Origin of the sequence: Virgibacillus sp. L01 (assembly GCF_052246775.1) — a bacterium.
Taxonomy (GTDB): Bacteria; Bacillota; Bacilli; order Bacillales; family Amphibacillaceae; genus Lentibacillus.
The window spans coordinates 26,040-50,331 of sequence record NZ_JBQQCP010000006.1 but is presented as its reverse complement, the minus strand read 5'-3'; the positions used below and the strand labels follow the sequence as shown (position 1 = coordinate 50,331).

The following is a 24,292-nucleotide window of genomic DNA, read 5'->3' as shown; positions in this document are numbered from 1 at the left end:
TGCTGCTGCCATTGAAAGAAAAGAGAAATTTAATTTTTTTCTTCCATTTTTTTCCAAAATGGATAGAGCAATAACCTTGTTAATACATATAAATTAAGAATACCATATATCGGATAAATATAGCTTATTAACGTAGAGAAACCTAATGTCGTTAGTGGAATCATTGCTATTAATATGATAACTACTAATAACCAAATTGGAATGTTTATTATACTTTGAAGTCTGGAAACAATACCTAATATCCCTGCAGCGGCCGTCGTAAAAATGGCAAACCATAGAAGAATTGACATGAGTATAAGCATTCCAAATGGATAGTGCTTAAGTATTGCGAATAATGGTATTTCATACAAAAGCAATTCATCGGCTATCTGTATTAAACTGTTATTATATATGAATGATATCGTACCCAGGGTTAAACCGCTACCGAGTGAAGCAATCCATATTTCCTGTTTGGATCGAACTTTATTCCCTATCGCACCCAACACCGCTATTAAAGGAAGGATATTTAATGCTGTAAACGGAAATGCCGCAGTCCAATTTCGTTGTTCTGACCAATGGGAAAACATTGAAAGCTCCTGGTCCATTGTAAATATTAATAAAATATATAGCAGTCCACCAAGTAATAATGGCAGAATAACCTGATTCATTGCCAACAGCCCACTAATATCTTTTAAAAACAAAATTATTAAGCCAATTGCAATAACTAGCACTCCCCACCAGTAGGAAAAATTAAATGCCTGTCCAGTAGCACCACTCCCTGCAATCATTACAACGGTTGTCGTAAATAAATATAAAAATATCATAACGTCATATAGCTTTGTTAACTTAACCCCTACAATATCCCCTAGTACTGGTAAGTAATCAGTAGATTGTTTTTCATAGCTTACATTCATTATCACATTACAGCATATCGAAAAAAATAAAGTAAACAGCAGAATAGCAAGTCCACTTTCATGACCAAAAAATTGCCATAACTCCCTACCTGAAGCATATCCAGCCCCAATAGTTGTACCGATTATTAAAAACATCCACTTAAGACCAGCTCTCCACATCACATTTCCTCCATTATTTTTCGGATCTACGTATAGATCGATAATTTTTTCCGTATACTTATACCAATATGTTTATGGAGGATAAGCTATGAATCTAATAAATCGATTTGTACCAAAAAATGATAAATTGCAGTTGTTACATACCGACCCAACACTAATGGACGCAATGAGTGAAAGGTTGACTTCCTGGTTTCCAAAAATACCTCGGGAATATGTTGTTGTTTGTATCGGAACTGACCGTTCTACCGGAGATGCACTTGGTCCATTGGCAGGCACTTTTCTTTCGGAAAAAAAACCAAAGCATATAAATATTTATGGGACTTTAGCAGACCCTGTTCACGCCATAAATCTGAAGGATCATATTAAATTAATAAATGCTCAGCACAAGGATGCATTTATTATTGCTGTTGATGCATCACTGGGGAAATCAACATCTGTGGGAAGTATCATTTCAGATGTTGGATCTTTAAGGCCTGGAGCAGCATTAAATAAGGACCTTCCTTCTGTTGGGGATATTCATATAACTGGTGTGGTTAATATAAGTGGTTTTATGGAATATTCTATTTTACAAAACACAAGATTATCACTTGTTGTCGAAATGGCAAAATGTATTGCTTCTATATTAGAAAAGGTAGACCAACAATTAGCATTCAGCAGACCTTTGCCAGCAATAGTTGCTTCGAATCACAAGCGTACTAGTGGTGTAGAAGTTTAGCACGCTTTTCACGTAAAAAGAACCCTACAATGTTGGTAGAGTTCCTTAGAATAATAAGTAGATATAATAGACAATTACTACTGTTAAAATCGATGGCAGCAAATTCCCAACTCGTATTTGGGTAATTTTTAATAGATTCAACCCAATAGCTACTATAAGCAGTCCACCTACTGCGGTTATCTCTACTATTAACCCATTCAAAAACGATTCAGGAAGCCAATTGTCAATTTGGGTAGCTAAAAGTGCAATAGAGCCCTGATAAAGGATAACAGGAATCACAGAGAATATAACACCAAACCCTAGTGTTGTCGTTAATACAAGAGCAACAAAGCCATCTATTACACCTTTTGTAATGAGAACTTCATGGTCTCCACGCAGTCCTCCATCTAAGGCACCAATCACAGACATAGCTCCTATTACAAATATTAACGACGCCGTTATAAAGCCCTGTGCAACACTAAAATCGTCATTTGTTGACTTAAATCGGCTGCCCATCCAAGTTCCTAACTGATTTAAACCTTCTTCGACATGTATCATTTCACCAATTATTGCACCAGTTAATAAGCTTAATAACACAACAACAATAACTTCAGTTGTAAAAGCCATCTGCATACCTATTAATATAACTGCAAGACCGATTCCATGCATAACTGTTTCTTTATATCTTTCTGGTATTTTTGTGAAAAATAACCCTATTAAACTCCCTACTATAATACATGCTCCGTTTACCAGTGTTCCAAATAAGACCATACCGTCACTCCATTTGCTAGTATTAAATAAGATTATATGAGGATGCTATTTCCTCTATTGCTTTAATAAATACGGCGACTTCCTCTTCAGTATTATACATACTCAAACTAGCTCTAACCACACCTTGTTCAGTTGTGCTTAATGATTTATGTGTTAGCGGGCTACAATGTAGCCCTGATCGAACAGCAATTTTATAATGTGAATCGAGAATCATCGCTATTTCCTGTGAGGGTATACCAAGGATATTAAATGCTACAATCGGCATCCGATGTTCATACCTGTCTGGTCCGTAACAAGTAACCCCTTCAATCTTTTCTAAACCATTCAATAGTGTTTCAATCAAAATTGTTTCACGTGGAACATTTTCATTCTTTCTTCCTTCAAATGCTTTAAGGGCGGCATTTAAGCCGGCTATCCCAGGAGTATTTAATGTCCCGCTTTCGAGTTTTTCAGGCATTTGATCAGGTTGATTAGGCTCTTCTGAGAAACTACCTGTCCCTCCTTGAATAATTGGCTGAAGTTTGATATCACCTTCAATCAGCAACATACCTATCCCCTGAGGTCCCATTAACCCTTTATGTCCAGGAAAAGCCATCATATCAATACCCATACGATTCATATGTAATCGCATATGACCAGCAGTCTGTGATGCATCAACAAGTGTTATCACATCATATTTTAATGCGATTTTGGTTACTTTTTCTATCGGTAATACTGACCCGGTTACATTTGATGCATGTGTAATGACTATGAGTTTTGTATTTGACTTAATAGTCTGACTCACACGTTCTATTAATAACCCATCATTTTCATCCCAATTAACATATGAAACTTCAACACCATAAGTTTGTTTTAAATTCTCTAAGGGTCTCCGTATAGAATTATGTTCAAATGTAGTGGTAATGATATGATCGCCCTGATTCCAAGGCAAACCTTTAACCGCCTGATTCAGGGCAGAAGTTGCATTTTGGTAGAAAATTGCTTTTTTAGGGTCACTACACCCAAAAATGCGAGCAGCTCTTTCTCGAGTATCTTGAATTATATTTGATGCTTTCCTTGCTAATTCATGACCACCTCTCCCTGGATTAGCACCTATTTCGTTAAGTGTGTAAACCATTGCCTCCCCTACTTCTACTGGCTTTGGAAAGGATGATGCAGCCTGATCAAAATATATCATAACGGGAACACCTCATTTTGAATTATACAGATACCTTTATTACTTGCTTACTCAACTTTCGCATCTATAGAATAAGTTCAAACGGCTATCTTGATAATCTTAGAACGTTTTTTCTTGTTGCCTTGTTTTGTACACATAAGATGTAAACTACGAAGTACTTGCTGGAATAATCTCTATAAACTCTCGTCCCGCCGTCCGGGGTCGCTGGGCGGATGCGCACCTTAGGGCACGGCCTCCTTGCCCCGGCAAGGGGTATGCCGACGTTGTCCGTAAAAGGACGGTTTTAGTCGGCCTTCATTTAGTTGCTCTGCGGGGTCTTCGGACACGTGCTATTCCCGCTGGAGTCACCGCCCTCCACTCACCCGGACTAGTGCTGTCACACATTTATTCTATGGCGATTCAAACTCCAGTCAACAGCGGAGGAAATACACGTAGACTCCTGTGGGAGCTGAGGCCTAGATGAGACTACACAGCTTCGTAGGAGCAAGGAGGCTCATCAGCCGCCTTAGGTGCGCGAAGTGTATTTCCGAAGTGTCATAATAGTACTCATACTTTTTAAAAAGTACTTCGTAGTTTTTATCAAATACGTACCGTTGATCCAAATTCAACTCAAGTAATGTATCTTCAGCCTTTCTGATTCCTTCAAGGTTTATGCGTTCATTAACGCTGCGAAATTTGAATTGCTTATAATTACTTTTTTCTAGAGGTTTTATAGAAGAGTCACTTTCATGGATACTTGTAATAAACATTTATCCCACAATTTAACGTAATAATGATATATAGTTCGGTAAGTCAAAGTACTACTGGAACGGAAGACGACGACTCCCGCGGAAGTAACATGTTCCTTGAGGCTCCGGAGTTCGATTCCACGAGGAGGCTCAAACCATGTCTACTGAAAGTGCCAGCCTGAAGAGGAAATCAACAGGCATAAAACACTTATAAAGACTTTGGATTTACTGCTTTAATAGTGAATTTGAAACTGATTCAGATGTAAAAAAAGACTGACAGTTTAATGTTGCATTTTTAAAAAGTCAGTCTTCCTATTTCTAATCCAATGTTTCCAATATGCGTTCTAAATCATCATTAGAATAGAACTCTATTTCAATTTTGCCTTTACGCTTCCCCTGGTTTATTGTTACAGCGGTACCTAAGCGGTCACGCAATAATGATTCTCTTTCCTGTAAAAATATATCCTTCTTTGGTTTTTCCTTTCTCTTGTTACCAGGATTCTCGTTCATTTCAAGGATATATTGTTCCACTTGCCGAACATTCATCTTTTCTTTACGTATTTTGTCAACAAACGGCAAAACCTTCTGCTTATCTTTAATACCTAATAACGCACGTCCATGACCCATTGTTAACTCCCCGTTGTTTATATAAGCAACCACTTGATCGGGAAGTGAAAGCAATCGAACAATATTAGCAATATGGGATCTACTTTTGCCCAAACGTCTTGAAAGATCATCTTGTGTTATTTCCAATTCGTTCATCAGATTCTGATATGCATGCGCTTCTTCAATTGGAGTTAAATCCTCACGTTGAAGGTTTTCCAATAAAGCGACTTCCATCATCTTTCCATCAGTCAGCTCTTTAACAACGGCAGGTACGTTTTCAAGTCCTGCCTCTTTAGCAGCACGAAGACGCCTCTCTCCGACCACAACTTCATAGCCTTTAATACTTTTACGCAAAATTAAAGGCTGAATTATACCATATTCGAGAATTGAATCTTTTAACTCTTCTATTGCGTCTGCGTGAAAAGTTTTCCGTGGTTGATAGGGATTTGGTCGACATTCATTAATAGGAACTTCATGAATAGCGTCATCATCCTTCTCCTCAATTTCAGGAAAAAAAGCATTTATTCCTTTACCTAACCCTCTCGCCATTACTCATCACTTCCTTCGCTAATTCAAGATATACTTCAGAACCTTTTGATTTTGGATCATAAGTAATAATAGGTTCCCCATGACTTGGTGCTTCACCTAAGCGGACATTTCTAGGGATGACTGATTTGTATACTTTGTCCTGAAAGTATTTTTTAACTTCCTCAATAACTTGAATACCAAGGTTCGTACGTGCATCAAGCATCGTTAATAAAACACCTTCGATCATTAATGATTTATTTAAATGCTTTTGTACCAGACGGATGGTGTTTAATAATTGACTGAGACCCTCCAATGCATAATATTCGCATTGAACAGGTATTAATACGGTGTCTGAGGATGTAAGTGCATTAATAGTAAGCAATCCTAAAGAAGGTGGACAATCAATAATGATATAGTCATACTCTTCTTTTAAGTTTTCCAACGATTTTTTTAAACGAATTTCACGAGAAATAGTAGGAACTAATTCAATTTCAGCTCCCGAAAGTTGAATCGTTGCAGGTATAATGTCCAAATTCTCGACTTTTGTAGGAACACATACCTTCTCCGCAGGCAAATCCTCTACAAGCACATTATAAATACATTGATTCATATCAGCTTTGTTAATGCCAACTCCACTCGTGGCATTACCTTGAGGATCGATGTCCACAATCAAAACTTTATTCTTCAAGTGTGCAAGACCTGCACTTAAGTTTACCGATGATGTTGTTTTTCCTACGCCACCTTTTTGATTTGCTATGGCTATAATTTTACCCATGCTGTCACCTACCTAAAATCTATACTTATTATTCTATCACTTTTTTCAATAAAAGACCTATTAAAATAGTTTATTGTTTAAAAAAATCTATTAATTACTTCAGAGAGCTTAGTATTCATGAAGAAGTTCTTATGAAAACGCATTTTCTTACTGCTTTTCCAATAAAAAAGTGTTTATCCTTATTTAACTGCTGATTAAGAGTAAAAACCACTCATCTTAGTTTTCAAAAGATGAATGGTTGTATTAAAAATTATAGTAAAAAGCATCTCATATATAAGAAGAATCTATTATTTCTTTTTTGGTATTTTAATCGTAATTTGATAGAATTCATCAAGGTCTTCCTCATCGGTTTCCACATCAATGCCAGTATCTGATACCATATTTAAAGACTGACGTATGGTATTCATTGCAATTCGAATATCCTTATTAACACCTTTAAGTTTAGCCTGTTTTTTTGTTGGCTTCTCTTTCGGCTGATTCAACTTAGTTATATATTCTTCTGTTTGCTTTACATTTAAATCCTTTTCCAGAATTGCATGTAAAACTTTCGATTGTTCATCTGTGTTTCTCAGCTTTATCAAAGCTCTAGCATGACGTTCTGTTATTTCCTTTTTTAATATTGCTTGCCTAACTTCCTCGGGTAATTTAAGTAAACGCAGTTTGTTGGCAATAGTTGATTGGTTTTTACCTAACCTCTGTGCTAAAGCTTCCTGTGTCAAAGAGTGCATTTCTAATAGACTGGCATATGCACTTGCCTCTTCTATTACAGTTAATTCTTCACGCTGCAAGTTCTCTATCAGTGCGACTGAAGCTGTTTCAGCATCAGACATACCTCTAATGATGGTCGGTATGTTTTCCCATTCTAATAACTGTACGGCACGCCATCTTCGTTCACCAGCTATTAGTTCATAATTTTCACCATCTTCCATCTTGCGAACCACTATCGGCTGAATCATCCCATGTGTATGTATAGTTTGAGCTAGTTCCTGGATTTTTTCTTCATCGAATACCGACCTTGGCTGGAATCTATTCGGTTCTATTTTCTGAACAGAAAGTTGGATTACTTCATCTGGATGGTACTTTTCTTCTTCTGACTCAGAATCAGATTTATCTCCCGTACCGAAAATCCGGTTAAAAGGGCTTACCATTACCAAACACCACCTTTAATTATACTATATAACAACTATTACTATATTAAAAATAGCAGAATGTTTCACGTGGAACATTACTGAAAATTTAAAACTATCAACAAGAAAAAAGCGCAGTATAAACATTGCTGCGTTAGAATGATTTATCTCTCAGTTTATAATCCTATTTTACCATATATATACTTGGAATAGTATCAAATAGCAAAATATAATTTCAGGAATCGCTTAGCTATGTAAAGTTTAAACAATTGGTTTTTTACCTGGGACACCAGGCTTTCTCGGATATTTATTGGGTGTATTTCGTTTTTTGTCTATGACAATAATAGACCTTTCACTATTTTCATTTGGTAAGGTGAATGTGTGTATAGTGTCCAGGTTGCCTCCTAGTAATTTAATTGCTGTACTGGAATCCGTTACTTCCTGATCACTATGTGAGCCTTTCATTGCAATAAATACGCCACTCTTTTTCGTTAGTGGCAAGCACAACTCACTCAACACTGTCATTCGCGCAACAGCTCTAGCTGTGACTATATCAAATGATTCTCTGAACTTCTTGTTTTTTCCAAACGTTTCAGCGCGATCATGGTGAAAAACCATTCCATTTATCTCTAATTTTGCAGCTAATTCATTTAAAAAATTAACCCTCTTCTTTAATGAATCAACAATGGTAACTTGTAAATCAGGGAAACATATTTTGAGTGGGATGCTGGGGAATCCTGCCCCTGCACCCACATCACAAATATGCAGTTCTTCCGTAAAGTCATGATAAAAGGCTGCGGAAATCGAATCATAAAAGTGTTTTAAATAAACATCTTCCTCATCCGTAATAGCGGTAAGATTTATTTTTTCATTCCATTCAACTAACGTTTGATAATATATAGCAAATTGCTCGATCTGTTTGTCTGATAGTTTGATACCTTTTTGATGTAATGCTTCTACAAATTGTTTTGGATTCATGAAATAGAGCACCTCACACGTAATTAATTAGCAACTCGAGCAATCTTTCCCTGTTCAATATAAACAAGTAAAATGGAAACATCTGCTGGATTTACACCTGAAATTCTAGATGCCTGACCAACTGAAAGCGGACGTACTTGTTTCAGTTTTTCTTTTGCTTCAGATGCAATACCGTCAATATCATCATAATCAAGATTATCCGGAACTTTTTTGTCTTCCATTTTAAGCATGCGTTCCACTTGTTCGTTTGACTTTTTAATATATCCTTCATACTTTATTTGTATTTCGACTTGTTCCCGAACATCGTACGGAAGTGATTCGTTTGGTTCGATTACTTTTTCAAGCATATCATACGTAATTTCAGGACGTTTTAGTAAATCATAAGCTTTAACCGCTTCTTTTAACGGAGTCCCTTTTGCTTCATCCATCATTTGTTGTACATGTTCTTCGGGTTTAATGACAATTTTTGACAATCTTTTCTTTTCTTCTTCTACAAGCTGTTTCTTTTCAACAAATTTATTATAACGTTCTTCCGTTATTAGACCTAGTTTGTAACCTGTTTCAGTCAGACGCATATCTGCATTGTCATGACGTAGTAATAAACGGTATTCCGCACGTGATGTTAATAGACGATACGGTTCGTTTGTTCCTTTTGTTACAAGATCATCGATTAATACGCCGATATAAGCCTGTGAACGATCCAAAATTAATGGGTCTTTTCCAAGCACTTTAGCAGCAGCATTAATTCCTGCCATTATTCCCTGTGCACCTGCTTCTTCATAACCGGAAGTTCCATTTATTTGACCTGCAGTAAAAAGTCCCGGGATTTTTTTCAATTCCAATGTTGGCCATAACTGCGTAGGAACGACTGCATCATATTCAATTGCATAGCCGGCACGCATAATTTCAGCATTTTCCAGACCTGGAACTGATCGAACCATATCATGCTGAATAGATTCCGGAAGTGACGTTGATAACCCTTGCACATATACTTCTTCCGTATCTCTTCCTTCTGGCTCAAGGAAAATTTGGTGTCGCGGTTTATCATTAAATCGAACAATTTTATCTTCAATCGATGGACAATAACGAGGACCAGTACCACGTTTCATTCCAGAATACATTGCAGATAATGACAAATTATCATTAATTAGTTGATGGGTAACTTCATTCGTGTACGTTAACCAGCAAGGGATTTGGTCCAGAATATATTCCGTTGTTTCATATGAGAAAGCTTGTGGTTTATTCTCACCAGGCTGAATTTCCGTTTTTGAATAATCAATTGTATGGCTATTCACACGTGGTGGTGTACCAGTTTTAAATCGAGTAATTTCAATTCCCAATTTCTCCAGATGTTCAGATAGTTTTACCGATACACGCTGGTTGTTTGGACCACTTTCATATTCAAGGTCACCCATTAGCACTTTACCACGCATAAACGTACCTGTTGTAACAATTACAGTCTCTGCATGGTAGGCGGCTTTTGATTCGGTAATAACCCCTTTACATACACCATCTTCCATTATTAGTTCATTTACCATACCCTGTCTTAATGTCAGATTTTCTTCATTCTCAATAACATTTTTCATTTCTTTTATATATAAAGGTTTATCAGCTTGGGCACGTAATGCCTGTACTGCTGGCCCCTTTCCAGTATTTAACATGCGCATTTGAATATGGGTTTTATCAATCACTTTTGCCATTGCCCCACCCAATGCATCTATTTCACGTACGACAATTCCTTTAGCAGGACCGCCTAATGATGGGTTACACGGCATAAAAGCAATCATATCCAAATTCAATGTCAGCATAAGTGTTTTCGCACCCATTTTGGATGCAGCAATACCTGCTTCTACACCTGCATGACCTGCGCCAACAACGATTACATCATAATGTCCTGCATCGTATACCATACTTTGTCATCCTTTCTTATTTAGCAGTTAAGAAAGTATAAATACTTTCTTACTGCATAAGTGCAACTAGGGCTTATCTATATTAAAGGCATGGCGATAAGCCAAGTTTTCTAATAATGCTACTTTCCTAAACAAAATTGTGAAAATAACTGGTCAATTAAGCTGTCACTAGCAGTATCTCCAATTATTTCTCCTAAAAACTCCCATGATCGTGTTACATCTATTTGCACAATATCAAGCGGCATATTCATATCAAGGCTTCCCATTGCATCTTCAAGAGCCTGTCTAGCCTGCTTTAATAATTGAATGTGTCTTATATTTGAAACGTACGTTAGATCCCCAGCATCTATTTCCCCAGCAAAGAAAGTCTTGGCTATTGCGGACTCCATTTCATCAACACCCTCTTCTTTAATTAATGATGTTGAAATGACTGGTTTTCCTTCAGCTAGTTCATTGACTTTATTCATATCAAGTTTTGGTTCCAAATCAGATTTATTAATAATCACAATATAATCCAATCCTTGAACAGCCTCAAAAAGCTTTTCGTCTTCAATTGTTAGTTCTTCATTATAATTTAAAACAAATAATATAAGATCTGACTCTTTTAACACTTTTCTTGACCGCTCAACTCCAATTTTCTCAACAATATCTTCCGTTTCACGAATACCAGCAGTATCTACTAGCCGTAGTGGAACGCCTCGAACATTAACGTATTCTTCAATCGTATCTCGAGTTGTCCCAGGTACTTCAGTTACAATAGCTTTATTCTCCTGAACAAGTGTATTCATTAATGAAGATTTACCAACATTTGGGCGTCCAATAATTGCTGTCCCTAATCCTTCACGCAAAATTTTCCCTTGCTTTGCAACCTGTAACAGTTCTTCAATCTCGGCATGAACTTCTTTTGACTTACTACGCATCATTTCGTTCGACATTTCTTCGACATCATCATACTCAGGGTAATCAATATTCACTTCTACGTGGGCAACTGTTTCAAGTAAATCCTGTCTAAGCCGTCCAATTAATTCGGATAATCGTCCATCCATTTGCTTTAATGCTACCGACATAGCTTTGTCCGTTTTAGATCGAATCAGATCCATTACAGCCTCAGCCTGTGACAAGTCGATTCGGCCATGCAAAAATGCACGTTTTGTAAATTCTCCAGGTTCAGCAATTCGAACTCCTTCTCCAAGTATTATCTCCAATACTCGGTTCACAGCAACCATACCACCGTGACAATTGATTTCAACAATATCTTCACGTGTGAAAGTCTTCGGGGCACGCATTACCGAAACCATCACTTCCTCAGCAACATCATTTGTCATAGGATCGATTATTTTTCCATAATGAATGGTATGCGACTCAGCCTCAAGCAAATTTTTCCCGCTGAATAACTTAGCCGTAACAGGTATTGCTTTTGGTCCACTCAATCGTACTATTGCAATTGCACCTTCACCAATTGGTGTCGAAATCGCTGTTATTGTATCTGTTTCCACTTCACTCACCTCCATCATTTACAACATAATTTATTATATATATACATCTTTTTATTTTTATCGTCACTAACTTAACAGAATATCACATTTTCGACCAAAAATAAACTTATCCACAATTGAAAAATCAATGTATTAAAAAAACCTTTTATCCACATGTGAATAAAAGGTTTTAATTAGCAGTTAAGAAAGTATAAATCCTTTCTTACTGCATAAGTGCAACTAAGGCTTCCGCCATTAAGGCTTGGCGATAAGCCAAGTTTTCTAAAAATTATTTATTAACAACTATAGATTTGGTTCTTCATAATAATAATCCACAGGTACTGGAGCTACATTTGATTTTTCTAGAGCTGGGGTGTCCTTACGAGCGGCCTGATAGATAGCTGAACCAACGATATCTGCTACATTTTTTAATTTTTCTTTACTAATGTGTTCTATAACATCATCTTCCGAGTGGTACCAAGGCTCTAGTGGTGTATGAATAAATAATGCAGCCGGAATACCTAAATTGTGAAAGGCAACATGATCACTTCTGCCAAGCTCACTATATGGAACGAGTTCACTTACTCTGGATCCTGCTGCAGCACCGAGATCTGTTACTGTATTCTTTTCTCCATTAGCAGTAAACATTACAAGATCTCCTGCATCGGCACTTCCAACCATATCCATTTGGAACATCGCTACCGTATTTTCAGCATCTTCAGCCGACATTGCCTCAGCATATTTTCTGGATCCCCAAAGACCATACTCTTCCGCACCGAACGCGACAAATTTAATGGTCGAATCTGTTGGTGTCTTTGCGTACACTCTTGCTAGTTCAAGTAGAGCGGCAGTACCTGATGCATCATCATTTGCACCTTGCCCCCATGGTACTGAATCATGGTGTGATCCTACGATTATTTCCTGCCCTGTATCATGATTTTTCTGTGGCTCTTTTGTTGCTTCTACATTATAAGAAGTAACTTCTTCTCCACCCGAAGGAAAGGTAAATTCCTGTACAGAAACATTCTCATATCCATAACTTTCAAATTGGTCAACAAGGTACTCAACCGTTTCTAATTCACCTTCAGTGCCTGCACCACGGGATCCTATTTCTTCTGATAAGTAAGCTACATGATTATATATATTATCAACATTCACCTGCTTTACAACTTTATTATCGAAAGCTTGATTAGATTTACCGTTGGATGCGTCTTCTGGGGATGCATATACTGGTGTGACTATCATAAGTAACATTGCCAGTATAAGTATTGAAATCTTTCCATATTTCATAGAATCCACTCCTTTTTCGATTTACTTAATCATTCGATCATCTTTGTGTGGATTCCTCTATTCAACAGAAAAACAGTACAATAGTTTGAGTCGAAACAGGCAAAAGTTGCTTAATTCATCCTTAAGTACTAATTAGTTAACTTGAATTATCACCAAGTTTTAATGGCGAAATTCTTAGCTGCTTTTATGAAGCTGGGACAAAAGTGTTTTAATCAAAGTAACTGCTAGAAAAATCTCTAAAAACTCTCGTCCCGCCGTCCGGGGTCGCTACGGGCGGATGCGCACCTTAGGGCAACGCTTCAGCTTCCTCGGAAGCAAAAACCGCTTCCTGCGGGATCTTCAGCTGTTGCTGTTCCCGCTGGAGTCACCGCCCTCCGCTCACCCGGACTAGTGTAGTGCTGTCACATATTTGCTCTATAGCGATTCCTACTCCGGTCATCAGCGAAGGAAATACACGTAGACTCCTGTGGGAGCTGAGGCCTAGATGAGACTACGCAGCGACGTAGGAGCAAGAAGGCTCATCAGCCGCCCTAGGTGCGCGAAGTGTATTTCCGCAGCGGCATTATAGCACTAATACTTGTTTAAATTTACTACGCATCATATTTCAACTACGTATTAGATCCAACCATTGAAGTTGAACGTTCTTAACATCCTATCCTGTTATTAGTCGTCATTAAAGTGAAAGTTACAGTCATTAACAGTGCATTAAAAAAATCCCTAGGACATTACCTAGAGATTTTAATAGCTTTTATGGTTTTATAACAATATGGCGATGCGGTTCGACACCGTCTGAATAGGTAGAAATATCTTTATTCCCCTGCAAAGCACCATGAATTAGTTTACGTTCAAACGCTGGCATCGGTTCAAGCGCAACTTTCTTGTTTAATCGTGTCGCTTTATCAGCCATTTTATGTGCAAGAGATTCAAGTGTTTCTTTTCTACGACCCCGATATCCCTCTGCATCAACTGTGGCAGTATAATACGCTTTACCATCCTTATTTAATACAAGATGTACTAAATACTGGATAGCATTTAGGGTTTGACCGCGTTTCCCAATCAATAATGCTATCTTTTCACCTGATAATTCGAATGTTACATGATTTCCTTCAACAGTAGTTGTAACTTGAGTCGAAACATTCATATTTTCCGTTACTTCCTGCAAAAACTTTTCGGCTTGTTCTATCTGGTTTTGAGCCATTGTAACTTTTACAATGGCCCGTTTTGAACCAAATACACCCAATAGTCCTTTTTTACCTTCATCAATAACATCGACTTCAACTTGGTCCTTTGTTGTGTTTAACTGCTCTAATGCTGATTGGACCGCTTCTTCAACAGTTTGTCCGCTAGCAGTTATTTCTCTCACTTTTCGTCTCCTCCAGTACTTGCGTTTTTCATCATTGGTTTTCGGATGAATAACGTTTGTGCCACCATAAAGATATTACCAACTACCCAGTACAACGCTAACGCTGATGGGAAGAACATAGCAAACACGGTAATCATAATTGGCATCACATACAGCATAACCATCATTTGTGGATTTTGTGATGCAGGACTTCCTGCCATCATTAATTTTTGCTGTAAAAATGTAGCTCCACCAGCAACGATTGGTAAAATAAAGAATGGATCAGCTTGACCTAGTTGGAACCATAGAAAAGTATGTGTTTGAATTGCTTCAGTACGCATAATAGCATGGTATATTGCAATCAATATCGGCATTTGCACAAAAATCGGCAAACAACCAGCCAGTGGGTTTACCCCGTGTTTCTGAAATAGTGCCATTGTTTCCTGTTGCAATTGCTGCTGTGTCTTCGCATCTTTTGAACTATATTTCTTTTGAATTTCTTTAAGTTCAGGCTGAATATCCTGCATTGCTTTCGAACTTTTTAATTGCTTTACGTTTAATGGTAATAGTACTAAACGAACAATTATGGTAACAATTACAATTGATAAGCCGTAGTTCCCATTAAACAATTCGGCAAAGTATGTAATTAACCAGGACATTGGATATACAAACCATTCTGCCCAGAATCCTTCTGTATTTTCATCAATAGGTTGGTTAACATCCATACAACCTGAAAGAATTGCCAGCAACCCGATCATGGTAACAAGCAATAAAAACTTTTTACGCAATTTGTTTCCTCCTAACTATTCAAACAGCACAGACACTTTGTCCAAGTACTTGTGCTAAACAACAAAATCCCTACGCTAACTTTTCTAGTTGTTATTTTAGCATTAAATGATTATAAGATTCTATATAAATTCATAATTGAATACTATTTTTTTATTAGACGTTCTCTCGATAGTAAATGTAATAAACTCTTTTTTACTTCATGAAAGTTCATCTTCCTGGTTGGCTGACGCGCAATAATTACCATATCATATGTAGGAAGCACTTTTTCATCTAACTCATGAAACGCCTGTCTCAAATACCGTTTGATCCGATTTCGCATAACTGCATTCCCTATCTTTTTTCCAACTGAAATCCCTATACGGAAATGCCGCTGCTCTGATTTTTTTACATAATATATGACAAGCTGACGATTAGCAAAAGACTTTCCATGCTTAAATACATGTTGAAACTCATCATTATCTTTTATTCGAAATATCTTTTTCATGATTATCACCTTTATCAAACAAAAGCGCAAACGCCTGTATATCTACTTATAGACTCACATGCATATAGCAGTTGAGTAACATTACTGTATAGCAGTGTCCTTTGTCCGCCTCTATTAAAAATTCTATATTAAAAATAAAGCTTTACGCTTAATAAGCAGCGGTCCTACTTATAAGAACCACTGCTCTATTTAATAGTCCGCTAACTGCAAATCTGGTTTTCATACACCCTGATAACAATCCTACAGTGGAAAAAAGACCACTGAGATCTTTTTCAGTGGCCTATGCAGACAATACTTTTCTTCCTTTACGACGGCGACGAGCTAAAACTTGACGTCCATTTTTAGAACTCATCCGAGTACGAAAGCCGTGTACTTTTTTACGTTTACGATTATTTGGTTGAAACGTTCTTTTCATTTATCTTGCACCTCCCTGAGGAATTAAAACTCCAAATTACAAATAACTTATCAAGTAGACAGTCTAAGTCATTATACTTAAAACATGCGACATATGTCAACTTCATGTGAGATTTTTTTATCCACATATCGATGTTAAACTTTTATTTACTTCAAATTATTATCCACAACAATTATCGACAAGATAACCACATAATATGTTAGTGTGGATAATTGTTGTCTACAAATGCTGGTTTTTGTGGATAACTGTCGAATATCCGTTGCAAGTTCCCTGTTTTTTTGGTATTATATTTGTGTTTTAATATGTGTAAATCTATCATCAGGTTTTTGCTTATCCACAATCTGTGGAAAAACTGTGGACACTTGTTCACACCTCTGTTCATTAGCTTATCAACAAAACTGTGGATATCGTATATAACCTGACAAAACCGTTTATATTACTGTCTTTTGATATCCACAATTAAAAAATTAATATGTTTTTATTTTTATTTCTATACATAATGCCTTTCCGTCTTCCGTTGTAGCTGCTAATGAAGATTGAGAGAGGTTTTTTCTGTCATTTACAGTAATTGAAAGGGGTGAACCAGTTTGGAAAACATTGATGAATTATGGACAGCAACTTTAGAAAAAATTGAAGAAAAGATTAGTAAACCTAGTTTTGACACTTGGTTAAAAAATACAAAAGCCGAAAAGCTGGAAGAGGATACATTAATTGTGTCAGCACCAAATGAATTTGCACGGGACTGGTTAGAAGGCAGATACACGCAGCTGATTAATGATATTTTGGTAGACATTACTGGTGCAAACCTGTCTACGCAATTTATTATTCCTGAATCACAAGAGCAAGTGGATGAAGTCAATGCTGCTCCTAAAAAAGTACCGGCAATGAAAAATAATGGTGGTGATGCACCAAAAACAATGCTTAATTCAAAATATACATTTGATACATTCGTTATTGGATCCGGGAACCGCTTTGCTCATGCAGCATCGTTGGCAGTTGCGGAAGCTCCAGCAAAAGCATACAACCCACTATTCATTTATGGTGGTGTTGGACTTGGTAAAACACATTTAATGCATGCCATCGGACATTATGTACAAGACCATAATCCTGAGGCGAAAGTAGTTTATTTATCATCTGAGAAATTTACAAATGAATTTATTAACGCCATTATGGACAACAAAGCAACTAGTTTCAGGAACAAATATAGAAGTATTGATGTTTTGTTAATTGATGATATTCAATTCCTTGCTGGTAAAGAACAAACCCAGGAAGAGTTTTTCCACACATTTAATACATTACATGAAGAAAATAAACAAATTATAATTTCCAGTGATCGTCCTCCAAAGGAAATACCAACACTGGAAGATCGTTTACGCTCACGATTTGAATGGGGGTTAATTACAGACATTACTCCACCAGATCTTGAGACAAGGATTGCTATTTTAAGTAAAAAAGCAAAAGCAGAAGGACTTGATATTCCAAATGAGGTAATGCTTTACATTGCAAATCAAATCGATACAAATATTCGTGAACTGGAAGGGGCTTTAATTCGTGTTGTTGCTTATTCCTCTTTAGTAAATCAGGATATTGACGCATCCCTTGCAGCTGACGCACTAAAGGATATAATTCCAAGCAATAAACCGCGAACAATAACAATTCACGGAATACAGGAAGCTGTAGGAGAAAAATACAATATTAAACTGGAAGACTTTATGGCCAAAAAACGCACTAAATCAATTGCATTTCCGAGACAAATTGCGATGTATCTTTCAAGGGAACTGACTGATTTTTCATTACCGAAAATAGGAGAAGAATTTGGTGGTCGTGATCACACAACCGTCATACACGCACATGAAAAAATCAGTAAAATGATGGAAAATGATACACTAATGCACAAAGATATTGAAGATTTAAAAGAACAGTTAAAATCTTTTTAACCTATCAACATGTTAATAGTGTGCATAGCGTGACACACTTATAAACAATCTGTCCACATGGGGATAACTTTATGTCACTTGAACTTGAAGTGCTTATCCACATAATCACAGGCCCTATTACTGTTATTACTATATTTTTATAAATAAAAGAAATAATATATGTCCAAAAAGGAGAATAAATTCAATGAAATTTATTATTCAGCGTGAACAATTAATTAATGGTGTACAAGACGTAATGAAAGCAATCTCTTCCAGAACGGCAATACCAATCCTGACGGGGATGAAAATTGAAGCAAAATCAAACGGAATAACATTAACAGGAAGTGATTCAGATATTTCAATTGAGTCACATATTCCAGCAGAAGAGAATGGAATCGTTCATGTAGAACAAATAGAAGAAGGTAGCATCGTAGTACAAGCACGCTATTTTCCCGATATTATTCGTAAGTTACCTGAAAAAACGGTTGAAATTGAAACAGATTCTAATCTAAAAGTTACGATCCGATCTGGAAAAGCAGAATTTAATCTGAATGGACAAGATGCAGAAGAATATCCACAACTACCAAAGTTACAAACAGATAATAGCTTTGAAATACCGACTGACTTATTTAAAAGTTTAATTAAACAGACTGTCTTTGCTGTTTCAACAATGGAGACGCGTCCTATTCTGACTGGTGTAAATATGAAACTGGAAAATGAAACATTAATATTTACTGCAACAGACAGTCATCGATTAGCGTCACGTGAAATCCCCGTTAAAGAAAACAATGGTGATCTTCCAAGTATTGTTGTTCCAGGAAAAAGTTTAACTGAACTTAATAAAATATTGGATGATACCGAAGAAAACGTTGAAATAAGTGTCACCAACAACCAAATACTCTTCCGTACAAAACACTTAAACTTCTTGTCCAGATTATTGGATGGAAATTATCCGGAAACATCACGCTTGATTCCAGAGCAAAGCAAAACAATATTACATGTAAAAACAAAAGAACTTATAAATACGATTGATCGTGCATCTCTTCTTGCAAAAGAAGAACGAAACAATGTTGTTAAATTAACTACAAAAGGTGATAATCTACTGGAAATCACGAGTAACTCACCAGAAGTTGGACGTGTTGCAGAAGAAATCGGTGTACAATCCATTGAAGGTGAAGAATTAAAAATTTCATTCAGTTCGAAATATATGCTTGATGCCTTAAAGGCTGTGGAAAATGATGAGGTTAAGGTTGAATTTACAGGGGCAATGCGGCCATTTATTATAAAACCAGCAAATAATGATCCGATATTACAATTAATCCTCCCTGTTCGTACGTATTAATAAATCAATATTACGTTTTAAAAAAAGAGGCTGAGACAAAAATGTTTTAGTCAAAGTAAAATCCGAACTAAGATTCAAATTCTTAAAATAGAATTCGAATTAGTTCGGATTTTCTAATGTTGCTGGTTAGAATTAAAATGCAAAATAATTATGGGAGTCTGACTTAGTAAAACTTCCTAACCACGCAGCTGGAATATACTCGCTTTCCGTGGGCTCACCACGAGCCTCCTCGGTCGCAAAAGGACGCTCCCTGTGGGGTCTCTTAGGATCGCTGTCCCACAGGAGTCTCGCATATTCCAGCTGCTTGTTTAAATGGTTTTAAAATCCTGCTTTTATCCGTCATAATATATCTTTTTAATTATCAAATATAGTGTGCAAAACCCAGCGGAGGAAATCCACGAAGACTCCTGCGGGAAAAGCAACAGCTGAAGATCCCGCAGGAAGCGGTTTTTGCTTCCGAGGAAGCTGAAGCGTTGCCCGCGGAAAGCGTAGTGTATTTCCGAAGCGGTGTCATTGCACTCATCTTATAAAAGATTGAAGCAAACCACGGTAAAGTTAATTCGCATTTCATATCAACTACGTATTTGATCCAATCATTGAAAATGAACGCTCTAGACATCCTATCCTGTTATTATTTTTCCTTAAATGTTATGTTCCTGACACTTTTTAAAGCCTTTTTAAAGCATTTAAGGGTCTTGCCTTTCCTAAACATCAAAACTTTAGTAAAATAGAAAGAAGGTACATTTGAAACGCTATTTACAATACTTTAAAAAGATTTGGTGATAAAAATGCACGAAAAAATTGAAATAAATACAGACTATATTACACTGGGCCAGTTTATAAAATTGATAAACATTCTGGAGTCAGGTGGTATGGTAAAGGCATTTTTACAGGACCAAGGCGCATTAGTTAATGGCGAATTGGATCATCGCAGGGGCAGAAAGCTTTACCCGAATGATGTGGTAGAGATAGAAAGTATTGGCTCTTACATTGTTACTAAAGACTAATCGTGAGGAATTCCCATGCATATTGAACATTTACAATTAAAAAATTACCGGAACTATGACCATTTGGAAGTTTCATTTGATGATAAAATTAATGTTATTATCGGTGAAAATGCCCAGGGGAAAACGAATCTGATGGAGGCTATTTATGTTCTAGCATTTACAAAGTCACATCGAACCCCCAGGGAAAAAGAACTTATCCAATGGGAACAAGAATATGCTAGAATAGAGGGAAGGATTACAAAACGAAAACAGTCGTTTCCGCTTGAAATAATTCTTTCGACAAAAGGGAAAAAGGCAAAGTTAAATCGAATTGAACAAAAAAAGTTAAGTGATTACATTGGTGCCTTAAATGTCGTCATGTTTGCACCAGAGGATTTAACGTTAGTAAAGGGACCACCGCAAATCAGAAGACGTTTTATCGATATGGAGCTTGGACAGATTCAGCCTAGATATATTTATCATTTAGGACAATACCAGAAAATCCTTAAACAGCGAAACCATTTATTAAAACAAATGCAACGCAGGGAAAAACAGGATCGAACCATGTTGCATGTATTAACAGAACAACTAATTGAACATGCTGCTACCCTATTAGAACGCAGGTTTGTTTTTTTGGAATTGCTCCGAAAATGGGCGAGTCCAATTCATTATGGAATAAGTCGTGAGCTGGAGCGGCTTGAAATTAGTTACACCTCGACAATTGAAGTATCAGAAACGGCAAATAAGGAGAAAATAGATTCTATATATACAAATAAATTTCAAGAGATTCAAGAAAAAGAGATTGAGCGTGGAACAACTTTAATAGGACCACATCGAGACGATCTAGTGTTTCATGTAAATAATAAAGATGTTCAGACATTTGGTTCACAGGGACAGCAAAGAACAACAGCATTGTCTGTAAAACTTGCTGAGATAGAGTTAATTTATAATGAGGTTGGTGAATATCCTATTTTGCTGCTTGATGATGTGTTAAGTGAACTTGATGATCACAGACAATCCCATTTATTAAATACAATTCAGGGGAAGGTTCAAACCTTTGTATCCACCACTAGTGTAGATGGTATTAATCACGAAACTTTAAGAGAAGCTGAGTTGTTTCACGTAAATAATGGGACTGTAGATACATAATCGTGGAGGGATACGATGTTTATACATATTGGAAATGATAATGTTATCCAATCAAAAGACGTTATTTCGATAATTGACCGAAATATCATATCGTCATCGATCATTATGGAAGAAATGATGAATAATGTAAAAAGTCAAGAAAGGGTTTTTGGTCCAATTGATGAAGCAAAATCAGTTGTCATTACCAATGAGCAAGTTTATTTTAGTACATTATCCGTTTCAACCTTGAAAAAACGAGCCAGTATGATCTCGACAATCAGTAAATTAGATGATTTTTCAGACGAGCTTGAATAAAGAGTGTGAAATCTATAAATCGAAATGTTTAACCTCTAAAGAAACGTAGGTGGAAAAATGTCAGACGAAAAAATGAGAAACGAAGAAGCATATGGTGCAGACCAAATTCAGGTACTTGAAGGATTGGAAGCAGTACGAAAAAGACCTGGCATGTATATTGGGTCAACAAGTGAAAGAGGACTTCATCATCTAGTTTGGGAAATTGTAGATAATAGTATTGATGAGGCGTTGGCAGGTCATTGTGATCACATTCAGGTAATAATAGAAAAGGATAATAGTATCACGGTAAAAGATAATGGACGTGGTATCCCTGTTGGTATTCAGAAAAAAACCGGGAAACCAGCACTTGAAGTTATTATGACTGTTCTTCATGCCGGTGGTAAATTTGGCGGTGGCGGTTACAAAGTTTCAGGCGGATTACATGGTGTTGGTGCCTCTGTTGTTAATGCTCTCTCAAGCAATTTGGAGGTTTATGTCCATCTTGATGGCAAGGTTCATTTTTTAGGTTTTGAAAAAGGTGTACCACAGGGTGAAATTACTGTTGTTGGTGAAACAGATATTACGGGAACAGTCACTCATTTTAAGCCAGACCCGGAGATATTTACGGAAACAATAACATATGAATTTGAAAAACTAGAACAACGTGTACGTGAACTTGCTTTTCTAAATAAAGGGTTAACAATCACAATTGAAGATAAACGAACAGATGAAGAACCTGTTAATTATTTTTACGAGGGTGGCATCAAATCATACGTAGAATACATTAACCGGACGCGTGAAGTATTACATGAACCATTTTATGCTGAAAGTGAAGAGCAGGGAATAGCTGTTGAAGTTGCCATTCAATATAATGATGGATTTGCAAGTAATATTTATTCCTATGCAAACAATATCCACACAATTGAGGGCGGTACGCATGAGTCAGGATTTAAAACAGGATTAACGCGTGTCATCAATGATTATGCACGTAAGAACAATATGTTTAAAGAAAATGACCCGAATCTAACAGGTGATGATGTACGTGAAGGGATGACAGCGATCATTTCAATCAAACACCCTGATCCGCAGTTTGAAGGACAGACCAAAACAAAGCTAGGAAATAGTTTAGTCAGAACTGTAACGGATTCAGCATTTAGTGAAACATTTTCTAAATTCCTTTTTGAAAATCCTGATGTTGCCAAAATAGTGGTAGAAAAAGGATTAATGGCATCACGTGCTAGAATGGCAGCAAAAAAGGCGCGTGAATTAACGCGACGTAAAAGTGCACTTGAAATCTCAAATCTTCCTGGTAAACTCGCTGATTGTTCTTCAAAAGACGCTAGAATTAGTGAGTTGTATATAGTTGAGGGTGACTCTGCCGGTGGTTCAGCAAAACAGGGACGTGACCGACATTTCCAGGCTATTCTGCCGTTACGTGGTAAAATCCTTAACGTTGAAAAAGCGCGCTTGGATAAAATTCTTTCCAATAACGAAGTTCGTTCGATGATCACTGCACTTGGCTGCGGAATTGCGGAGGACTTTGATATAACAAAGGCACGTTACCATAAAATAGTTATTATGACAGATGCTGACGTTGATGGTGCACATATTCGTACATTACTTTTAACGTTTTTCTATCGTTATATGCGTCCATTGATTGAACATGGCTATATTTATATTGCTCAGCCCCCATTGTATAAAGTTCAACAAGGTAAAGCAGCACATTATGCGTATAACGATAAGGAATTAGATCGGATTATGGCTGAAATTCCTAAATCTCCTAAACCGGGACTGCAGCGTTACAAAGGTCTTGGTGAGATGAATGCGACTCAGTTATGGGAAACAACTATGGATCCGGATACACGGACATTGCTTCAAGTCGATTTAACTGATGCAATAGATGCTGACCAGGTTTTCGATATGCTAATGGGTGATAAAGTGGAACCACGCAGAAACTTTATTGAAGAAAATGCCCAGTACGTTAAGAATCTGGATGTTTAAGTAAGCTGTTTTGTAAATTTTGTTTTTCTTAACCCTTGAGTATGCCATACACTGCGGTACGACTATGGAGGGTTCGATTGGTAATATTAAGTAAGGCTCTCTGACGGCGCAGCTGGTTGAGATGATTTAAAATCTTGTTTTTATCTTTAACAAGCTGAGCACACTGAAGCCATGTGGGTTTAACTGCGACAATATCCAGTGAAGGAAATTCACTGAGACACCTGCAGGGCACCGGCTAAAAACGGTCACGTCCTGTGATCAACGGCGGTACTAGAACGTCCTGTTCGTCGTAGCAATAGCTGAAGTGTTGCTCTAAGGTGCATGTAGTGTATCTTCCGAGCCGGAACAATAGTACTTGAGTATATTTTCACGTTACGTCGCAGTTTAGAGGTTTTTGTGTCAAAAACAACAATCACTTTACCAATAGCTTTAAGAAAAAAGCATAAGTATAGGGCCTTTCGCCACTAAAACTTGGTGATATGTC

Annotated in this window: 21 protein-coding genes; 7 read left to right on the top strand and 14 right to left on the bottom strand. The window is 37.0% G+C overall.

Translation table 11 applies throughout. The annotated features are described in order from the left end of the window. Positions 1-29: 29 nt before the first annotated feature. On the bottom strand, positions 30-1,052 hold the full coding sequence (locus tag ACTWQM_RS12260; RefSeq protein ID WP_443258444.1) for a YkvI family membrane protein: 1,023 nt from the start codon (positions 1,050-1,052) through the stop codon (positions 30-32). A gap of 88 nt (positions 1,053-1,140) precedes the next feature. Here ACTWQM_RS12260 and yyaC point away from each other — a divergent pair, with 88 nt between their 5' ends. Next, positions 1,141-1,767: a spore protease YyaC gene (gene yyaC, locus ACTWQM_RS12255; protein ID WP_443258443.1), complete on the top strand. Its 627-nt coding sequence runs from the start codon at positions 1,141-1,143 to the stop codon at positions 1,765-1,767. Positions 1,768-1,812: 45 nt separating this feature from the next. On the opposite strand, the gene ACTWQM_RS12250 is transcribed toward yyaC, so the two are convergent. From ACTWQM_RS12250 to rpmH, 13 genes are all read right to left on the bottom strand, one after another. Beyond that, positions 1,813-2,517 carry a DUF554 domain-containing protein gene (locus ACTWQM_RS12250; RefSeq protein WP_443258442.1) on the bottom strand — a complete coding sequence of 235 codons (705 nt, stop codon included), beginning with the start codon at positions 2,515-2,517 and terminating at the stop codon, positions 1,813-1,815. Between the two features lie 22 nt (positions 2,518-2,539). After that, positions 2,540-3,694: an aminotransferase class V-fold PLP-dependent enzyme gene (locus ACTWQM_RS12245; RefSeq protein WP_443258441.1), complete on the bottom strand. Its 1,155-nt coding sequence runs from the start codon at positions 3,692-3,694 to the stop codon at positions 2,540-2,542. 1,046 nt (positions 3,695-4,740) lie between these two features. Continuing rightward, positions 4,741-5,577, bottom strand: a complete 837-nt coding sequence (locus tag ACTWQM_RS12240) for a ParB/RepB/Spo0J family partition protein (protein WP_443258440.1) — start codon at positions 5,575-5,577, stop codon at positions 4,741-4,743. Further along, positions 5,558-6,331 carry a ParA family protein gene (locus tag ACTWQM_RS12235; RefSeq protein WP_443258439.1) on the bottom strand — a complete coding sequence of 258 codons (774 nt, stop codon included), beginning with the start codon at positions 6,329-6,331 and terminating at the stop codon, positions 5,558-5,560. The genes ACTWQM_RS12240 and ACTWQM_RS12235 overlap by 20 nt, the downstream gene beginning before the upstream one ends. A gap of 287 nt (positions 6,332-6,618) precedes the next feature. Continuing rightward, the gene (noc, locus tag ACTWQM_RS12230) at positions 6,619-7,479 is read right to left on the bottom strand and encodes a nucleoid occlusion protein (RefSeq protein WP_443258438.1); all 861 of its coding nucleotides are present in this window, start codon (positions 7,477-7,479) and stop codon (positions 6,619-6,621) included. 240 nt (positions 7,480-7,719) lie between these two features. Continuing rightward, positions 7,720-8,436 (bottom strand): 16S rRNA (guanine(527)-N(7))-methyltransferase RsmG, encoded by a 717-nt coding sequence (gene rsmG / locus ACTWQM_RS12225; protein WP_443258437.1) that lies wholly within the window; start codon positions 8,434-8,436, stop codon positions 7,720-7,722. A 23-nt stretch (positions 8,437-8,459) separates the two neighbouring features. Beyond that, the gene (gene mnmG, locus ACTWQM_RS12220; protein ID WP_443258436.1) at positions 8,460-10,346 is read right to left on the bottom strand and encodes a tRNA uridine-5-carboxymethylaminomethyl(34) synthesis enzyme MnmG; all 1,887 of its coding nucleotides are present in this window, start codon (positions 10,344-10,346) and stop codon (positions 8,460-8,462) included. A 119-nt stretch (positions 10,347-10,465) separates the two neighbouring features. Continuing rightward, a complete protein-coding gene (gene mnmE, locus ACTWQM_RS12215) occupies positions 10,466-11,842 on the bottom strand; it encodes a tRNA uridine-5-carboxymethylaminomethyl(34) synthesis GTPase MnmE (protein ID WP_443258435.1) in 1,377 nt (458 codons plus the stop codon). A 282-nt stretch (positions 11,843-12,124) separates the two neighbouring features. Then, the gene (locus tag ACTWQM_RS12210) at positions 12,125-13,111 is read right to left on the bottom strand and encodes a M20/M25/M40 family metallo-hydrolase (protein ID WP_443258434.1); all 987 of its coding nucleotides are present in this window, start codon (positions 13,109-13,111) and stop codon (positions 12,125-12,127) included. 748 nt (positions 13,112-13,859) lie between these two features. Next, positions 13,860-14,474: an RNA-binding cell elongation regulator Jag/EloR gene (gene jag / locus ACTWQM_RS12205; protein ID WP_443258433.1), complete on the bottom strand. Its 615-nt coding sequence runs from the start codon at positions 14,472-14,474 to the stop codon at positions 13,860-13,862. Next, the gene (gene spoIIIJ, locus ACTWQM_RS12200) at positions 14,471-15,241 is read right to left on the bottom strand and encodes a YidC family membrane integrase SpoIIIJ (protein WP_443258432.1); all 771 of its coding nucleotides are present in this window, start codon (positions 15,239-15,241) and stop codon (positions 14,471-14,473) included. The genes jag and spoIIIJ overlap by 4 nt, the downstream gene beginning before the upstream one ends. A gap of 143 nt (positions 15,242-15,384) precedes the next feature. Then, positions 15,385-15,726, bottom strand: coding sequence for a ribonuclease P protein component (gene rnpA / locus ACTWQM_RS12195; protein ID WP_443258431.1), 342 nt, complete (start codon positions 15,724-15,726; stop codon positions 15,385-15,387). A 280-nt stretch (positions 15,727-16,006) separates the two neighbouring features. Beyond that, complete coding sequence (gene rpmH / locus ACTWQM_RS12190) at positions 16,007-16,141, bottom strand: 50S ribosomal protein L34 (RefSeq protein ID WP_092491006.1); 135 nt, start codon at positions 16,139-16,141, stop codon at positions 16,007-16,009. A gap of 587 nt (positions 16,142-16,728) precedes the next feature. Between rpmH and dnaA the strand changes: the two genes are divergently transcribed. The 6 genes from dnaA to gyrB all read left to right on the top strand — a co-directional run bounded on the left by dnaA (position 16,729) and on the right by gyrB (position 23,808). Then, positions 16,729-18,078 carry a chromosomal replication initiator protein DnaA gene (gene dnaA, locus ACTWQM_RS12185; protein WP_443258430.1) on the top strand — a complete coding sequence of 450 codons (1,350 nt, stop codon included), beginning with the start codon at positions 16,729-16,731 and terminating at the stop codon, positions 18,076-18,078. A 184-nt stretch (positions 18,079-18,262) separates the two neighbouring features. Further along, positions 18,263-19,399: a DNA polymerase III subunit beta gene (dnaN, locus tag ACTWQM_RS12180; protein ID WP_443258429.1), complete on the top strand. Its 1,137-nt coding sequence runs from the start codon at positions 18,263-18,265 to the stop codon at positions 19,397-19,399. A 788-nt stretch (positions 19,400-20,187) separates the two neighbouring features. Beyond that, on the top strand, positions 20,188-20,406 hold the full coding sequence (yaaA, locus tag ACTWQM_RS12175) for a S4 domain-containing protein YaaA (protein ID WP_443258428.1): 219 nt from the start codon (positions 20,188-20,190) through the stop codon (positions 20,404-20,406). Between the two features lie 15 nt (positions 20,407-20,421). Further along, the gene (gene recF / locus ACTWQM_RS12170) at positions 20,422-21,534 is read left to right on the top strand and encodes a DNA replication/repair protein RecF (protein ID WP_443258427.1); all 1,113 of its coding nucleotides are present in this window, start codon (positions 20,422-20,424) and stop codon (positions 21,532-21,534) included. Positions 21,535-21,549: 15 nt separating this feature from the next. Then, positions 21,550-21,828 carry an extracellular matrix regulator RemB gene (gene remB / locus ACTWQM_RS12165; protein WP_443258426.1) on the top strand — a complete coding sequence of 93 codons (279 nt, stop codon included), beginning with the start codon at positions 21,550-21,552 and terminating at the stop codon, positions 21,826-21,828. Between the two features lie 72 nt (positions 21,829-21,900). Next, entirely contained in the window at positions 21,901-23,808 is a 1,908-nt protein-coding gene (gene gyrB, locus ACTWQM_RS12160; protein WP_443258659.1) for a DNA topoisomerase (ATP-hydrolyzing) subunit B, read from the top strand. Positions 23,809-24,292: the final 484 nt, after the last annotated feature.